Genomic DNA, 15,708 nt, shown 5'->3' on the forward strand with positions numbered 1-15,708 from the left:
TTAATTTTTAAATATAATCAAGTAGAAATTATCAACGGGTCCTTCATAATGCGGCACCCGTTGCTTGAAACTGCTGGAGTCATTCATGCTGATCGACACTCATGTACACCTGATCTATCGAGACAAGTTGAACTATCCCTGGCTGGCAGAAGTTAGCGCCCTTGATCGCGATGCCACCTATGAGCAATATGCCAATACCGCTCGGCGCATTGGTATCGAAGGCGCTTTGCATATGGAGGTCGATGTTGACGATAAGGATCGTGACGCCGAGACGGACCTGATCCAATCACTGATGCAATTGCCCGACAGCCTGATGCGTGGAGCCATTGCATCCTGTCGACCCGAATCTGACGCATTTCCTGCATGGCTTGAGAAACAACGACTGCGTCCGGAGATCAAGGGATTGCGCCGGGTGTTGCATGTGGTACCCGACGAGGTGTCAACGACCCCTACGTTTCGCGATAATGTCAAACGACTGTCAGCAACAGGATTGACTTTTGATCTGTGTGTTTTTCCCAGGCAGATACCGCTGGCCATCGAGTTGGTTGATCACTGCCCCGAGGTGAATTTCATTCTGGATCATTGCGGGGTTCCCGATGTGAAATCCGGCGAAATGAATCCGTGGCAACAACACATGACACAACTGGCCGAACGAGCCAATGTCTCAGCAAAAATATCAGGCGTCATGGCCTATGGCGATCCTGACAACTGGACACTGTCAGATCTACGACCCTTTGTAGAGCACACCATCGCCGCTTTTGGCTGGGATCGCGTGGTCTGGGGTAGTGATAGCCCAGTCTGTACTCTGGGTGGCCAGATCGAGACCTGGGTGGCGGCAACCCATGCGCTGATCGATGGTTGTTCCGAAACGGAAAAAGCGGCATTGTTACGCGACAATGCACGAAAAATCTGGACGCTGTAAAGTAGCGGAAAACTTCCGCTCTCAGTACCAGATTACGTTCAACCCCTATGATTCAGAGATTAAGATTCACACTGCTGGGCACCGGCTCCTCCGGTGGCGTCCCGCGGGTCGGCAATCAATGGGGCGCCTGTGATCCGTCAAATACCCGCAACCGACGACGTCGCTGTTCGCTGCTGGTCGAGTCAATTCAGTCCGAAGACATCAAGACCAGTGTCGTTATTGACACCGGTGCCGACTTGCGTGAGCAACTACTCAGCGCCGAGGTAGATCATCTGGACGGCGTGCTGATCACCCATGCGCACGCTGACCATATTTTCGGCATGGATGACCTGCGACAACTGGCCATCAACATGCGTTCGAGCATCACGGTGCACATGGATACCACCACCACTCAGGTGGTCAAGCAGGCGTTTGGCTACTGCTTCAACCAGGCACCAGGTAGTAGCTACCCGCCTTTTTGTAATCTGGGCCATATCGAGCATGGTCAGTCAACCATCATTGAGGGCGCTGGCGGCAGCATCGAAGCCCTGCCACTACTGGCCGAACATGGCGACATACACGCCCTGGGCTTCCGCATTGGTGATGTCGCCTACCTGCCCGACATGAAACGCATTACCGACGAGGCAAGCCTAGCAGCGCTACAAGGTGTCAGGGTCTTGATCGTTGATGCATTGCGATACAAGCATCATCCCACCCATATGAACCTGGAAGACTGCCTGGCGTTTATCGATAGCATCAAACCTGAAAGTGCGGTGCTGACCAATATGCACAGTGACATGGATTATGACGAGCTGTGCCAGAACCTGCCGCCTCACATCAGACCAGGGTATGACGGGCTACAGCTGAGCTAGCGGCGATCGCCCTTCGATAACAACTCACTTGCGCGGTTCTTGCGGCGTTCAATGGCTGTCGGCTTGGCATTCTGCCCCTCCGTTTCCTGAATTTTGGCTCTCTGGGCGCGCCCGGCAACCTTGTCTGCGTACATTCGCTGATCCGATTCGCGCAGCAACTGCTCGGCCGTTGACCTGCCGGTTGCTGGCGAAGATGATCCCACGCTGGCTGAGACACTAATCTGCTGGCCGCCGAAAACGAAAACGCTGGTTGCCGCCTTGCGAATCGTGGCTTCTACCTCACGAGTCCTGCGCCCACCACGATTGTCGCGCACCATGACCACGAACTCATCACCACCCAGTCGTGCCAGCAAGGCATCTGAGGGCAGATAAGCGGTCATCGTCACCGCTATGAATTTCAGCAGCTCGTCACCCGCCTCATGCCCATAAGTGTCATTGACCGCCTTGAAACCGTTCAGATCGAACAGCACCACACGGTTGACATGTGATCCGCGGCGGCGGTTCGTCATGCGCATCGCAAGATTCTGCTCCAGATACCAGGTGAAGAACCGCCGGTTGGGCAAGCCTGTCAAACTGTCGCGATAGGCCAGATCCTGCAAAGCCGAAGTGCGCTTTTGCACACGTTGTTTCACTCGTGCCGGCTCACCCAATACATAGAGTACGAGCAAACCCAGCACGGCGGCACTGAGTGCAATCAGCACGACCACACCGCCGAGTTTCAGGGTCACACTCATGACCATTACAGCCGCAAAAAAAGCGACTGATGCGAGGATTCCTGGTGATCTGTTCAAGTTGTTATTGATAATGTCCATGAGCTGCTAATCGGGCAGGTCGAATGGATTTATGGCCGCAATTTGAATGCCATTCAATAACTTACTGAACGCGTTACATGGTTACTTGACAGACTCCCACAATCTGCTACTCCTAGACATATACGGGGAGTCCGCCAGATTTCGCCTACTCGCCCATCGGAATACGGTAGCGCGCAAAGCCACTATCCAGCATCTCGAGATAGTCGAACCGCTGAGCATTACTGGCATCACTGGCCGTCGGCGAAGTATCGAATACAACCTGCACCTCACCATTGATCGGTGCAAAACCCCAGTTGTTATCTGCCTGAGGATCTAGCTCGCCTGAGGCAAGAATGTAATCCACCAGCGCCTGCCGATTGGTCTGTGGAGCTTCAACAATGATGGTGCTGCCATCCAGAGCCGGAAAACCACCGCCGCCACCCGCACGATAGTTATTGGTTACGACAACGAACTCCTGCTCTGCATCAATCGGGCTACCATTGAAGCTCAGATCCACGATACGGTGTGCATTCTCGTCCAGTAACTCGCCTTTGTCACTGTAACGCGGCGGCTGAGTTACGTCGATCAGATACGAGACACCGTCAATGACGTCAAAATTGTAGGAGGGATGAGTCTCACTGACCAGAGCCTGCTGCTCTGTTGAAGCCGGATCGATCGTATTGAATTGCACCGCTGAACGCTCCAGCCATTCACGCACTTGTGCGCCATTGAGCTTGACCAGTCTGGCTGTATTTGGATAAATATACAGATCAGCGACATTGCGAATGGCAATCTCACCGGCAGGCAGATTGGTATAGTAATCAGGACCGCCACGGCCACCTGCCTTGAAAGGTGCACCCGCTGACAATACCGGCAGCTCGCCATACTCGGTGCCTTCGATCAACTGCTTGCCGTACCAGGTTTGAGCATTGTTCACGATCTGAATCGAGGGATCATCCTGTACCAGCGCGAAAAAGCTGTTGATCGGCGATGTAATGCTGCCAACGGCCTGCCCCACCCACTCGATAGTGCCAGCGTGCTCGCTACTGACAGCATCGATGATATCTTGCTGTGAGCCGACAACCGGGATGTTCTCACGACCCTCACGACGGTATATGGCGCGATTTTCCACCTGACTACCGCTCACCTGCCAGTTGCCATCCTCTCCGCTAAGCGTCAGATCGATGATACCCAGATGGCTTCCCCAGAAACCCGGCATGACGGCGGGCACTCCATGCAACGTGCCGTTCTCCAGATCAGCACCTGGAAAATCTTCATAGGCTTCGGAGGGAAACACGCTATGTGCGTGACCGAACATGATGGCATCAATACCGTCCACCTGTGCCAGCTCAGCCGTGGCATTCTCACGCAGACCATCAGGGTGTGAAGTGGCGATGCCGCTATGTGCGATGGCGATGACCAGATCAGCTCCCTCTTCGCGCATTTTGGGAACCAGAGCCTCAGCCGTCTCCACAATACCTCTGACCGTGACACGGCCTTCCAGATTGCCCTTGTCCCAACTCATGATCTGGGGAGGGGTAAATCCGATGACTCCCACCTTGAGGTCATGCCATTGTCCTTCACTGTCCATCAGCCGACGTTCCAGCATGACGTAGGGTTGTATATATTGGCGATCATTAGATGGATCATCGTCCCCATCCACTGCATAGACGTTCGACAGGACATAGGGAAAGTTAGCACCCGACAGTGATTTGAGCAGGAACTCCAGACCGTAGTTGAATTCATGATTGCCAACATTGGCGGCATCATACTGAAGCAGATTCATCGCCTTGAACATGGGATGCACGTCACCATAACTGAGCCCTTTGGCGCGTGCCATATAGTCACCCATCGGGTTGCCCTGAATCAGATCACCATTATCAAACAACAGGCTGTTGCGAGCTTCAGCGCGAGCATCCCGAATCAGTGTGGCGGTGCGGGCAAGGCCAAAATCGTCGACCTCGGTATCACGATAATAATCGTAATTCATTGCATGCATATGCAGATCAGTGGTCTGCATCAGGCGCAGATCCAGCTCTGCAGCCTGCGCACTGGCAAACAGACCGCAGGCTAGTAATGGAACCAGTAGAAAGGGCTTGGCGGTGACTCTCGTAGTACTGCGATTCATTGTCAATTCTCCAGTCGAAGGTTGGCGTTGAATAGCAGTCTACATTGATTTATCCCGATCGATACCGGACTCAGACGAGCGCCACAAGATCATCCGGTGTATCGATATCGAGCAAGACACCAGGCTCTGCACAAGCCACCTCGACCACGCTATCGGGAAACTGTCTGGCCAGAACACGGGCACCGACGTCGCCTTCAAGCATCAACACCGAATCGAACAGGGAGGCTGCGATGATGACCGGATTACCGCGTCGCCCATTGAAGGTCGGAATGTACAAAGCCTTGTCGGGAGCTTGCCGAAATGCCTGGATCAACGCCTCCATCACCTGCCTGCTGGCATTGGGCATGTCGCCCAGGCACACCAATGCGGCATCAGTACCGCGGGCACTCAATTCAGCAACACCTCGCACCAGAGAACTGGCCATGCCGGTGGCATACAAGGGATTGTGAACCACACTGATCGGCATTTCCTGTGAACGCCAGGAAGTGTTGCACAACTGGCCAACCTGATCAGCCTCATGACCGGTCACCAGCACCGCACTACCGGCAGTGCTGTGCTCAACCTCTTCCAGAACATGCGCCAGAACGGGCCGTGAATGGCGTAGCGCCAACAATTTATTCTGCTCGCCGAAGCGTGTGGATGACCCCGCCGCCAACACCAGGGCGGCGACTGACAATCGTCCTGATTGCGCAACCCGCGGCTCAGGCCGATCCATTATTTCATGTAGCAGACCTCCGACCCCCAGAGTCGATATCCACCCCGAATCCACAGTCAGGCCACTGGCAAGCCGTTCAAGCACCTTGTCCAGACCATTGGGCCGTGACGAGCGAGCGCAGCCTGGCATGCCGATTATATGTGTACTGCCAATAGAGCCTACCAACAGCAGGTTGCCCGGATCCATCGGCATGCCAAAATGATGAACAACGCCGCCCAGATGGGTGATCGCCGCAGGAATCACATCCTTGCGATCGGCAATGGCAGAGGCACCCGCAACGAGTATCCAGTCAGCTCCGGCAGCCAGCCCCTGCTCAATGGCTGACACCAGCTCCTGCTGCCTGTGCGGCACCCGAACCTCATCCAGTAAATCCGCATGATGAGCCAGCAGTCGTTGCTGTGTCACCCGGCTGGTTTTGTCCAGCACTGATAGCTTGAGCGTCGGCAGCCGGGTCTGGATGAAAAAGGCTTTCCGGGTCAGGGATGCATGGACTTGCAGCTGGCTCGTGAACACTGCGACTACTTGCTCTACGGAACGTTTGTTGACGGCAAAGGGGATGATCTTGACGGTGGCAATCAGTCGCCCTTTCCCCACCGAACTGGACGGCATGACGGTGGCAACGGTTATGCCCTCATCCACAGCGTTTGCCTGATCGACAAGATTTCGATCAAAATCGCAGACCCCATCCACCAGCGCATGGATGTTGACACGCCCGGTGCTGGCCTGACCCAGACGAACACCCTCACCAGCCAATGCCCGGGCCACGATCAGTGCCGCCTCGTCCTCATGCACATCATCGGTTTCAAGCTGTGCCACAGTCACACGTTCATGATCACCAGCGAGTAGTTGCCGTATGTGGTCTTGTGTGATTTTTCGCCCCTTGCGAAGCTTTCCTTCGGGGGTTTTCAGCGAGTGTGCCAGATAGCTGCCAACAGACTCACGCACGCACACTTCACCAAATATCATGTTTTGAGGCTCTAGATCCTGTTAGAGCATCATTGTAACCGCCAGACACGGACAGTACTGGTATCCGGATTCAGATCTCTGCCACTGATGCACGTTCTTTTTCGTAGCTATTAAGGCGGTTATACAGCGTCTTCAGACTGATACCCAGAACCTTTGCAGTCTGACTTTTGTTGTTGTCATTGGCGATCAGAGTCGCCTCGATCAACTGTTTTTCAACTTCGCTGAACGTTTGACCGATAAAAGGCGCTATCTGATCACTGACACCGGACTCATTCTCGACGAACAGCGACAGATCAGCAGCGATTTCATCCCCTGCCTCCGTCAAACGATAAGCGGTCAACAACGTGTTCTTCAACTCCACCTGATTACCCGGCCAATAGTGGCCACGAAGTTGTGCCACGATCTCTTCGGACAGACTTTTCTCCGTATCAAAAACCTGGTTGAGCTGTTGAACTGCGCTTCGTGCAAAATATTCGATATCGGCTTTGCGTTCCACCAGAGGTGGGACGTTGATACAGTTTTTCGCCAACGCGTAATAGAACCGGTCATACAGACGACCTGAACTCAAGGCATCCTCAACCGGCTCACGCAAAATGCCGACCACGGCACAGTCGTAGGCATCTGGCGTCAAAGCATTGCTGGCCAATACCGTCCCCGAGCTCATGAAGCTGACCAAACGTCGTTGAATATCCACCGGCAACGATGAGACATCATCCAGTACCAAAGTACCGCCATCGGCTTTCTTCAAATAGGCTTCGATTCCCTTTTCACCGCCCTCATGTGGCCGTTTGCTATCACCAAAAAATCGATCGATGGCTGGCTGGCCAGTTTCACTGGCGCAGCTGATGATATAACCACGGCCGGCGCGCTTACTGTACCGATGCAGCAAAGCGGCTATATCCGCTTTCAGCACACCGGGCTGGCCAGTTATCAAGGCATGACACGGCTCGGCCGCGGCCGCATTCCTGACTTGCGCAACCAGATTCTGACTCGCCGGCGAAGTACCGACCAAGGCACCAAAACCCATCTTCAATTCTGGCGGATACGAGGTCGTGGAGACCACACCCTTGCGTCGATGACCATCGGCACGACGTACTGCAAAGACCAGTTCTCTGGCCTCTGCAGGTTTGACCAGAAAATCGAATACACCTGCCTGCAAGCACTTTCGAGTGCGCTCGGCATCATCGGTACCGCTAATCACGATAACCTGAGTTTGACCACCGGCAGTGAGTGTCTTGATGGCATCTACCCCATCCCCATCGGGCAATGACAGATCCAACAGAACAATGGAAGGGGGCTGCAGGCGCACGGTTTCGAAGGCGTCTGCCAGACTCTGCACGTGATTGGCAGAAAAACCGGCGCTTTCCAGAATGCGCTGCATGGCCGATGCCGTATCGCGGTCGTCTTCAACGACCAGCACGTCCAGCGCTGTATTTTTTTCAGTAGCTATCGCGTTCATTGTATATATCCGTTTTCTAGTACGCGTTCATGCGGTTATAGAGCGTTTTGAGACTGACACCGAGCGTCTTTGCAGTCTTTTCCTTATCACCATCAAGATGGGTCAGAGTTGCATTGAGCAATTGTCGCTCGAACTCCCAGATAGTAGTGCCAACCCATTTTTCTATTTCAGATTGTGGCTCTGTTGACAGCGACTTTGAACTCTCGAGAACAAGTTCCACCTCCATGCCTGGCGGCGTTGCTGCAACCGCCTGTTCGATAACACTGCGCAACTCACTGATATTTCTTCGCCAGGTGGTATTGGCCAAAAGCGCTTTACTGGCTTGCGAAAACACCAGACCTTCTGATTTTCCCGCCAGAGACTGAGCCAGCAACAAATCGGCAATTGCCTGAATATCATCACGGCACTGGCGTAAATTGGGAACTGCAAGTGTGATCTGCGCCAGTCGAAACAGGAAGTCGGATCGCAGAGAGGTCTCATCGACATCTGTCGTATGCGAGCTACGGGCAATACCGATCACCGACAAGGTCGCTTCCGCCCCACTCGCCCCGTCGACACGTCGAAAAGAGCCGGAATCGAGAAATGGCAACAAGCGTGACTGAATCTCCGCTGGTAGTTTCTCTACATGGTCCAGCACCAGAGTTCCAGCTGCAGCCTGCTCGATATAGCCCTTGTGCAGGATTTCGCCCGTGGCAGAATCCTCTTGTCCGAAAATTCTTACCATGCCTATTTCACCCTGCTCATCAGAGCAGTCGATGACCAGACACTGACCGCTGCGTCGACCACGTTCATGGATTGAGCGGGCCACTGATATCTTGTCAACGCCGGTCTCACCGGTAATCAGGGCATGCCCGCGGCTTCGTTCGGCACTATAGCTCATGGCTGTTCGCAGAGCACTAAGGGCGTGATGCCTGCCCACGTGGACCCAGCCGCTCCTGACAGCCATCACCGAACCGCCTGTCTCTGCCAGTTCATCAGCAGATGTTCTGGAGGCTAGCGGTGCCAGACGCTGTCGCAGACTTTCCAGGTCAACAGGCTTGAGCAACAACTCCACAGCCTGATTGCGAATACTCTTGATGGCAGCTCGTTGCGAGTCATCACCACTGATCACGATAAAACGACCACGCGTGTCATTGCGTAACTCTGCCATCAAGTCCAGACCGTTGCCATCAGGCAAATCGATATCGACCAGCATCAGATCAGGTGCCTTGTCGCGGATCAGGGCACGCGCCTCATCAACCCGGTGGGCAACGAGAACGTCATAGCCCAGCGATTCCAGTATCCGTTGATAGGCTTTGGCAAGCGTTACATCGTCTTCCAGTACCAGGGACGAAGGTTTCGACGGGCTGAGCCGTGGGTCTGTTTTGCTATTCATGGGGTCATTATCCGTATCCATCGACACTCACCCAGGCAAAATTGTAATATATACACGCTCTTCCTGAATACAGGACCTTCGATCGAGATTGAATCTCGATTGGTCAGCAAATCAGATATTCACGTGCTCGGCAAGGTAACAAACGGGACCCTTTTTTCCACTTTGCCACACCAAGAGTCTCCCATGCGCCTACACTCGCTAACAGGACCCATTGGATGACGTTCATGTCACGGCAACTTGCCTCTTCATCGATTTTCTATCCCGCTCTGCGAATTGTCGGACTGGCGCTGCCCGCTGCCTGTCTGTTTTGGAACAGCGTCCCCGTTGCGTTCGCTCAACAGGGACTGCAAGTACGCGAACAGAATGGAATGCTCTCCGTTCAGGCCAACAATGCCACCGCCAGTGAGCTTGCCCAGTTACTGAGCGATCAACTGGGTATCAGCGTGGTCGTTACCGGCGACACGGAAGCCCGTGTCAATATCGACATTATCGATGAACCGCTGGACAAGGCCCTGGCCAAGCTAAGCCCGAACCATTTACTGGTCCGCGAAGACAAACAGCCTGACAGCGCCATTACCGAGGTGGTGCTCATGATGGGCGAAGGCAGCGCCTCCGACAGCTCCGGTGGTGATGAGCAGTTTCTCCCCAGTGGTTCGCCAGCAGACGACATCGTTATTGACGAAGCTCAGGCAACAGAGGAAGCCGTGCCAACGCGCGATCCTAACCGCTCGGCCGCCGTACGGGAGGCAGCAGATGCCGCATCCAGTGATGCAGCCGGCATGACGCCTGAGAATTCGGGTGGTTCACCGCCGCCCTCAGCTTTCGATCCGGTCTCTGGCTTGCCCGTAGATCCTCTCACCGGTCAGCCGCTGGAATAACAACAGCAGCAGCCCTGGCCACAACCAGAATGCCGCCCCTCCATAGGAGACGGTCGTCGTTGTCGTCAGGGTCGCCGGATCGGCAAGTGCACTAGCCTGAGTTGGCTCAATTGCCGTGTCGAAATTGTCTTCGTTGTTCTGAGTGTCGCCATCGGGGGTCTTTGAACGCACTACCGCCGTCACCTGTCTTGCATCGACCACGCCCTTCAGTGTCAGAGTCAGCTTACTGGAGCTGCTGCCGGCAAGCCGACTCAATGAGCAGGACACCTGCGACTCTACCTGCACCCCACAGTCCCAACCTGTACCGGCAGACTGAATCAGCTGGGTGGCGCCTATCTGCACATCAACGTCTATCGTATTCGCACCCTGAGCCAGCTCATTGCTGATATGCACTGTTACCTCAGAGCCCTGAGCGTCGCTGTAAACTTGAGTCACGATTGACAGATCAGCGGCATAGAGTTGCGCAACCGAGTCAAGATCACCACGACTGGGTACGATGCGCTGGCCAATAACATCGGCTGAAACCAATAACGGGGTGATGGTCTCTTTACCGTTGACCGAAAAATTGCTTGGGCCGTAATGCATGATCGACTCATAATCGTAGTCGCCCAGAATGCGTGAACCAGCGGGCGCGACATCAAAATTATGACGTTTGTCCTCGGCAATATTGTCCCAGTTGATCGTGATGTACTGATCACGGTCGGGACGTGTGTGTTCGTGCTCCAGTCCCAGAACATGCCCTATTTCATGCATTATGCTGCCTGAAGTGCAATTATCAGCCACCCAGACCTCTTGCTGCCCACCGAGCCTTCCCACCCAGGAGGCACAGCCTGAGCCCGGCTGAAAGAGGATCGAATCCCGTGGCTGTTCCTGCCCGGAAGGCCAGTCATCCAGCGATACCAGAGTAACGCCTCCTACCTTGTTCCAATGCTCCACCGCGGCAGCCACCGCCGTCACACTGCCCTTGGGCAGTTCCGGATCGATACCGTATGGCACGATGCCGTCGACCCACAGCTGGGAGGCACCTGAGAGTGAAATGGAACGTGTGGCAATCCCGCTAACCGAAGGCTTGCTTGAGGTAATGATGTCACCTTCGATCAGGCGGAGCTCAGTCAAGTCCTTAGCCTGCGCCATCGTGCTTGCCATCGTTGTCAGCACGCTGCCAAGCAGCAGGCTGTTAACGAGCAGACGCAAGTGGCTCAATCGCCTGGTCTGACTGGCAGACAGGCGCAACGAGAGCACTTGGAATAGTTGGGAATCGGCGCACAATTGCGACACAAAAAGACCTCAAAACGATGGCTTGAGTCTCAAAGCGGCAAAGTCGAGCTTTTCTTGAACCGGACTAACCTGACCGAAGCTGCTTGCCTCTTATTCGCCAGCACATCCACGATGGCATTGAGCTGTTGTGTATTTAGCCTCTGCACTATTGCGGAACACGTCTCGAATCCCCATCGTTACTGCAGAATTCAAGCCTGTCTGAGCCACCAGACGATTAACTGCAGAGGTAAACAATGTCACTTAGAATCAACGACATAGCTCCAGATTTCAAAGCAACTACGACCCAGGGTGAGATGCAGTTTCACGAATGGGTAGGTGATAGTTGGGCGGTCCTGTTTTCCCACCCCAAGGACTTCACCCCGGTTTGCACCACAGAGCTCGGCATGGTCGCTCACTTGATGCCCGAATTCGAAAAACGTAACTGTAAGGTGGTCGGTTTGAGCATCGATCCGGTCGACAATCACGCCGAATGGGCCAATGACATTGAAGAGACGCAGGGGGCGAAGGTCAACTTCCCCATGATCGGTGATACCGACCTGGCAGTTGCCAAAGCCTATGACATGTTTCCGACTGATATGAGCGGCACATCCGAGGGTCGCACAGCGGCCACCAATGCCACCGTTCGTTCGGTGTACATCATTGGTCCGGACAAGCGTATCAAACTCATCATGACCTATCCGATGACAACGGGACGCAACTTCGACGAAATTCTGCGCGTTATCGATTCCATGCAGCTCACAGCCCAACACCAGGTGGCCACGCCGGTGAACTGGACCGATGGCAATGAGGTCATCATCGTGCCTTCTGTCAGCGATGCCGAGGCTGAGAAAAAATATCCACAAGGATTTCGCAAGGTGAAGCCTTATCTGCGGTTCGTCGAACAACCCAAGTAGAAAAACGCTCCAGACCCGACAGTAGCGCCTGTCGGGCTCTAGACTCTGACGCCCCGAATTGACTTGGTCCGGTTCACCACCATTGCACCGATCTCCTCCACCGACATGCGAGTGGTGTTCAACCACGGCAACTGATGTGATCGAAACAGGGCTTCAGCCTGGGCAATTTCGCGCTGGCAGGTCGCCGCGGTACTGTAATTTGATTCCGCGAAGCGTTGCTGGCGAATCTGCAAGAGCCTGAAGGGGTCAATGGTCAGACCAAACAACTTCTCCTTGAATTCTTGCAAGGCTTCTGGCAGACGCTTCTGCTCAAGTTCGTGATCGGTCAACGGGTAATTCGAGACGTACAGGCCGTAGTGCAGCGATAAGTACAGCGACGTCGGTGTCTTGCCACAGCGAGATACGCCAACAATGATCAGATCGGCCTGTCGATAGTGTTCGATATCCATGCCATCATCGGTCTGCAGGGCGAAATGCACCGCCGCAATCCTCGAGGTGTAGGCTTTCTCATCAGTGACGCCGTGAGATCTGCCAATGGTATGGGATGACTTGATACCCAAACGCTGCTCCATGGGCCCGATAAAGGTATCAAACAGGTCAAATACCTCTACCTCAGCTCGCTTGAACTGCGAGCGCAGCTCTTCATTGACCATCGTCAGGAAGACCAGCGGCGAGTGTCCCGTGCTGCTACGAATCGAGTGACAGCGCTTCACCAGCTCCCCCGCCTTGGCCGCTGTATCGACAAATGTAAATGTTTCAGTCTTGAAATCAATCTCGGGAAACTGGCTGAGCAGGCTGTGAGCCATGGCTTCAGCCGTCAATCCGGTCCGATCGGAGACGATAAAGGCGTAACGTTTCTTGGAGTTGGGCATAAAGGATGAATGTCTTGACTATTCGGAAGGGGTAAATCCATTACTATATTGCCCACTGTGCGGCAGAGCGCAATTTCAGGCAAGTATCCTGCCTGTCGCTATGATGTGTTGATTACGTACCCGGAACTACCTTTTAAGCCGATTTTGATCTGATATCGATCCCATATACAGACCATTCGGCCCACCACGAGGAATTGAAGTGACTCAGTACATCCGTTGGTTCAAAGAGTTGGGCATGAACGATGTGCCTGTAGTTGGAGGCAAAAATGCTTCCCTGGGCGAGATGATTGCCAATCTGTCGACAGCAGGCATCAGCGTACCAGACGGCTTTGCCACCACGGCAGATGCCTTCCGAGAGCATCTACAGGTCAGTGGACTGGACGATCGGATCAACGCCCGGTTGGACAAACTGGATACCGATGATATGCAGGCGCTGACACAAACAGGTGCTGAAATTCGTCAATGGGTCATGGAAACAGAGCTGCCAGAGGGATTGGTAAACGCCGTTTCAGAAGCCTGGAACACCATCAGTGTCGGTGCAGGAGGCAATGTTTCAGTGGCCGTGCGCTCCTCGGCTACGGCTGAAGATCTGCCTGAAGCTTCCTTCGCTGGCCAGCAAGAGACGTTTCTGAACGTCAAGACACTCGATGACGTATTGGTGCGTATTCGTGAAGTCTTTGCCTCTCTTTATAATGATCGTGCGATTTCCTACCGCGTTCACCAAGGCTTTGCACATGCCGATGTCGCTCTGTCAGCGGGTATTCAGCGCATGGTCCGAAGCGATATTGGCGCCAGCGGCGTCATGTTCTCCATCGATACCGAATCCGGCTTCAGTGATGCGGTTTTCATTACCTCCTCCTGGGGGCTGGGCGAATGCGTTGTACAGGGTTCTGTCAATCCGGATGAATTCTATGTGCACAAGCCGACTTTGACGGCAGGCCGACCGGCCATTCTCAAGCGCAGTCGTGGCGCCAAGCGCATCAAGATGATCTACGGCACAAGCACTGCAGTCGATACGGTGGACGTCGATGTCGCCGATCAAATGCGTTTCTCGCTGAACGATAGCGATGTACAGTCGCTGGCCACCATGGCCATTACCATCGAAAAGCACTACGGCCGACCCATGGATATCGAATGGGGCAAGGATGGTCAGGATGGCAAGCTCTACATACTGCAAGCCAGACCCGAAACAGTCGAATCACGTTCCAACAAGAACATCATCACCCGCTACCAGCTGGCTGATCACAAAGCCACCGTACTGACCTCTGGCCGAAGCATCGGACAGCGAATCGGCGCTGGCGTGGTCCGTATTGTCAACAGCATCAACGACATTGGCAGCGTTCAGAACGGTGATGTACTGGTCACCGACATGACTGACCCGGATTGGGAGCCGGTCATGAAACGCGCAGCCGCCATTGTGACCAACCGAGGCGGTCGAACCTGTCACGCCGCTATCATCGCACGCGAACTGGGCGTTCCTGCCGTGGTCGGTTGCAATGATGCCACCAGCAAACTCACCGATGGCCAACAGGTCACTGTCAGTTGCGCTGAAGGCGATACCGGCTTTATCTATGACGGCAATCTGTCTTTCGATATCGCTGAAACACAGCTGGACAATCTGCCAGAATTGCCTTTCAAGCTGACCATGAACGTGGGCAACCCGGAACGTGCCTTTGGCTTCAGCCAGTTGCCTCATCACGGCATCGGCCTGGCCAGGCTTGAATTCATCATCAGCAACACCATCGGCATTCACCCCAAGGCTTTGCTGAACCATGCCTCCATGCCGGATGATGTTCAGCAGCAGATCGCTGAGCGCAGTGCAGGCTATGCAAATCCTCTGACTTTCTATGTCGACAAGATCGTCGAAGGTGTTGCAACATTGGCAGCCGCCTTTGCCCCTTACCCGGTGATTGTGCGTCTGTCCGATTTCAAATCCAACGAATACCGCAACATGGTGGGTGGTGAGATTTTCGAACCGGAAGAAGAAAATCCGATGATCGGCTTCCGGGGTGCCTCTCGCTACCTCTCCTCCTCCTTTTCAGATTGTTTCGAACTGGAATGCCGGGCCCTGAAACACGTGCGTGAAGTCATGGGCTTTACCAATGTGGAACTCATGGTGCCTTTCGTCAGAACCCTTGAAGAAGCAGATCAGGTACTGGCCCTGATGGCAGAAAATGGTTTGGAGCGCGGCGCTCATGGTCTGCGCGTGGTCATGATGTGTGAAGTGCCCAGCAACGCCATCATGGCTGATGAGTTTCTGGAGCGTTTTGACGGTTTCTCTATTGGCTCCAACGATCTGACACAGCTGACTCTGGGTCTGGATCGCGATTCGGGCCTGGTTGCGCATCTGTTCGATGAGCGTGACCCGGCGGTGAAGAAATTACTGTCAATGGCGATTTCGGCGGCCCGCAAACAGAATAAATATGTCGGTATCTGTGGACAGGGACCTTCGGATCACCCGGATCTGGCACGCTGGCTCATGGAACAGGGGATATCCAGTGTTTCCCTGAACCCAGACACAATTGTAGAAACCTGGCAATTTCTGGCTGCTCAACAGCAAGACTGAATGCTACTGTAGCT

At 54.2% G+C, this 15,708-nt stretch carries 12 protein-coding genes; 5 read left to right on the forward strand and 7 right to left on the reverse strand.

Features of this window, described 5'->3' with window-relative positions; all coding sequences use genetic code 11:
- Nucleotides 1-85: 85 nt before the first annotated feature.
- Together IMCC3135_RS20990 and IMCC3135_RS20995 are read left to right on the forward strand one after the other, a co-directional pair.
- Nucleotides 86-922, forward strand: coding sequence for an amidohydrolase family protein (locus IMCC3135_RS20990; protein WP_088921989.1), 837 nt, complete (start codon nt 86-88; stop codon nt 920-922).
- A gap of 47 nt (nt 923-969) precedes the next feature.
- Complete coding sequence (locus IMCC3135_RS20995; RefSeq protein ID WP_205737651.1) at nt 970-1,773, forward strand: MBL fold metallo-hydrolase; 804 nt, start codon at nt 970-972, stop codon at nt 1,771-1,773.
- Here IMCC3135_RS20995 and IMCC3135_RS21000 read toward each other — a convergent pair.
- The 5 genes from IMCC3135_RS21000 to IMCC3135_RS21020 form a co-directional block, all read right to left on the reverse strand.
- The gene (locus IMCC3135_RS21000; protein WP_157736157.1) at nt 1,770-2,507 is read right to left on the reverse strand and encodes a GGDEF domain-containing protein; all 738 of its coding nucleotides are present in this window, start codon (nt 2,505-2,507) and stop codon (nt 1,770-1,772) included. The genes IMCC3135_RS20995 and IMCC3135_RS21000 overlap by 4 nt on opposite strands.
- Nucleotides 2,508-2,730: 223 nt before the next feature.
- Nucleotides 2,731-4,692, reverse strand: coding sequence for a bifunctional 2',3'-cyclic-nucleotide 2'-phosphodiesterase/3'-nucleotidase (locus tag IMCC3135_RS21005; RefSeq protein WP_088919379.1), 1,962 nt, complete (start codon nt 4,690-4,692; stop codon nt 2,731-2,733).
- A gap of 70 nt (nt 4,693-4,762) precedes the next feature.
- On the reverse strand, nt 4,763-6,373 hold the full coding sequence (locus IMCC3135_RS21010; RefSeq protein WP_088919380.1) for an NTP transferase domain-containing protein: 1,611 nt from the start codon (nt 6,371-6,373) through the stop codon (nt 4,763-4,765).
- A gap of 70 nt (nt 6,374-6,443) precedes the next feature.
- On the reverse strand, nt 6,444-7,832 hold the full coding sequence (locus IMCC3135_RS21015) for a sigma-54-dependent transcriptional regulator (protein WP_088919381.1): 1,389 nt from the start codon (nt 7,830-7,832) through the stop codon (nt 6,444-6,446).
- Nucleotides 7,833-7,848: 16 nt separating this feature from the next.
- On the reverse strand, nt 7,849-9,207 hold the full coding sequence (locus IMCC3135_RS21020) for a sigma-54-dependent transcriptional regulator (RefSeq protein WP_169727502.1): 1,359 nt from the start codon (nt 9,205-9,207) through the stop codon (nt 7,849-7,851).
- A gap of 224 nt (nt 9,208-9,431) precedes the next feature.
- Here IMCC3135_RS21020 and IMCC3135_RS21025 point away from each other — a divergent pair, with 224 nt between their 5' ends.
- A complete protein-coding gene (locus IMCC3135_RS21025) occupies nt 9,432-10,085 on the forward strand; it encodes a hypothetical protein (RefSeq protein WP_088919383.1) in 654 nt (217 codons plus the stop codon).
- On the opposite strand, the gene IMCC3135_RS21030 is transcribed toward IMCC3135_RS21025, so the two are convergent.
- On the reverse strand, nt 10,023-11,279 hold the full coding sequence (locus IMCC3135_RS21030; RefSeq protein WP_088919384.1) for a M12 family metallopeptidase: 1,257 nt from the start codon (nt 11,277-11,279) through the stop codon (nt 10,023-10,025). The genes IMCC3135_RS21025 and IMCC3135_RS21030 overlap by 63 nt on opposite strands.
- A 317-nt stretch (nt 11,280-11,596) precedes the next feature.
- On the opposite strand from IMCC3135_RS21030, the gene IMCC3135_RS21035 reads away from it, so the two are divergent.
- Complete coding sequence (locus tag IMCC3135_RS21035; protein ID WP_088919385.1) at nt 11,597-12,256, forward strand: peroxiredoxin; 660 nt, start codon at nt 11,597-11,599, stop codon at nt 12,254-12,256.
- Nucleotides 12,257-12,294: 38 nt separating this feature from the next.
- Here IMCC3135_RS21035 and IMCC3135_RS21040 read toward each other — a convergent pair whose 3' ends face one another.
- A complete protein-coding gene (locus tag IMCC3135_RS21040) occupies nt 12,295-13,128 on the reverse strand; it encodes a pyruvate, water dikinase regulatory protein (RefSeq protein WP_088919386.1) in 834 nt (277 codons plus the stop codon).
- A gap of 199 nt (nt 13,129-13,327) precedes the next feature.
- Here IMCC3135_RS21040 and ppsA point away from each other — a divergent pair, with 199 nt between their 5' ends.
- Nucleotides 13,328-15,694, forward strand: a complete 2,367-nt coding sequence (ppsA, locus tag IMCC3135_RS21045; RefSeq protein WP_088919387.1) for a phosphoenolpyruvate synthase — start codon at nt 13,328-13,330, stop codon at nt 15,692-15,694.
- Nucleotides 15,695-15,708 lie beyond the last annotated feature (14 nt).

This window comes from Granulosicoccus antarcticus IMCC3135 (genome assembly GCF_002215215.1).
Taxonomy (GTDB): Bacteria; Pseudomonadota; Gammaproteobacteria; order Granulosicoccales; family Granulosicoccaceae; genus Granulosicoccus; species Granulosicoccus antarcticus.

Coding starts and splice junctions, on each gene's coding strand:
- IMCC3135_RS20995 (WP_205737651.1), top strand. CDS start 970: ATGATTCAGAGATTAAGATTCACACTGCTGGGCACCGGCTCCTCCGGT.
- IMCC3135_RS21040 (WP_088919386.1), bottom strand. CDS start 13,128: ATGCCCAACTCCAAGAAACGTTACGCCTTTATCGTCTCCGATCGGACC.
- IMCC3135_RS21020 (WP_169727502.1), bottom strand. CDS start 9,207: ATGAATAGCAAAACAGACCCACGGCTCAGCCCGTCGAAACCTTCGTCC.
- IMCC3135_RS21035 (WP_088919385.1), top strand. CDS start 11,597: ATGTCACTTAGAATCAACGACATAGCTCCAGATTTCAAAGCAACTACG.
- IMCC3135_RS20990 (WP_088921989.1), top strand. CDS start 86: ATGCTGATCGACACTCATGTACACCTGATCTATCGAGACAAGTTGAAC.
- IMCC3135_RS21010 (WP_088919380.1), bottom strand. CDS start 6,373: ATGATATTTGGTGAAGTGTGCGTGCGTGAGTCTGTTGGCAGCTATCTG.
- IMCC3135_RS21000 (WP_157736157.1), bottom strand. CDS start 2,507: ATGAGTGTGACCCTGAAACTCGGCGGTGTGGTCGTGCTGATTGCACTC.
- IMCC3135_RS21015 (WP_088919381.1), bottom strand. CDS start 7,832: ATGAACGCGATAGCTACTGAAAAAAATACAGCGCTGGACGTGCTGGTC.
- IMCC3135_RS21025 (WP_088919383.1), top strand. CDS start 9,432: ATGTCACGGCAACTTGCCTCTTCATCGATTTTCTATCCCGCTCTGCGA.
- IMCC3135_RS21005 (WP_088919379.1), bottom strand. CDS start 4,692: ATGAATCGCAGTACTACGAGAGTCACCGCCAAGCCCTTTCTACTGGTT.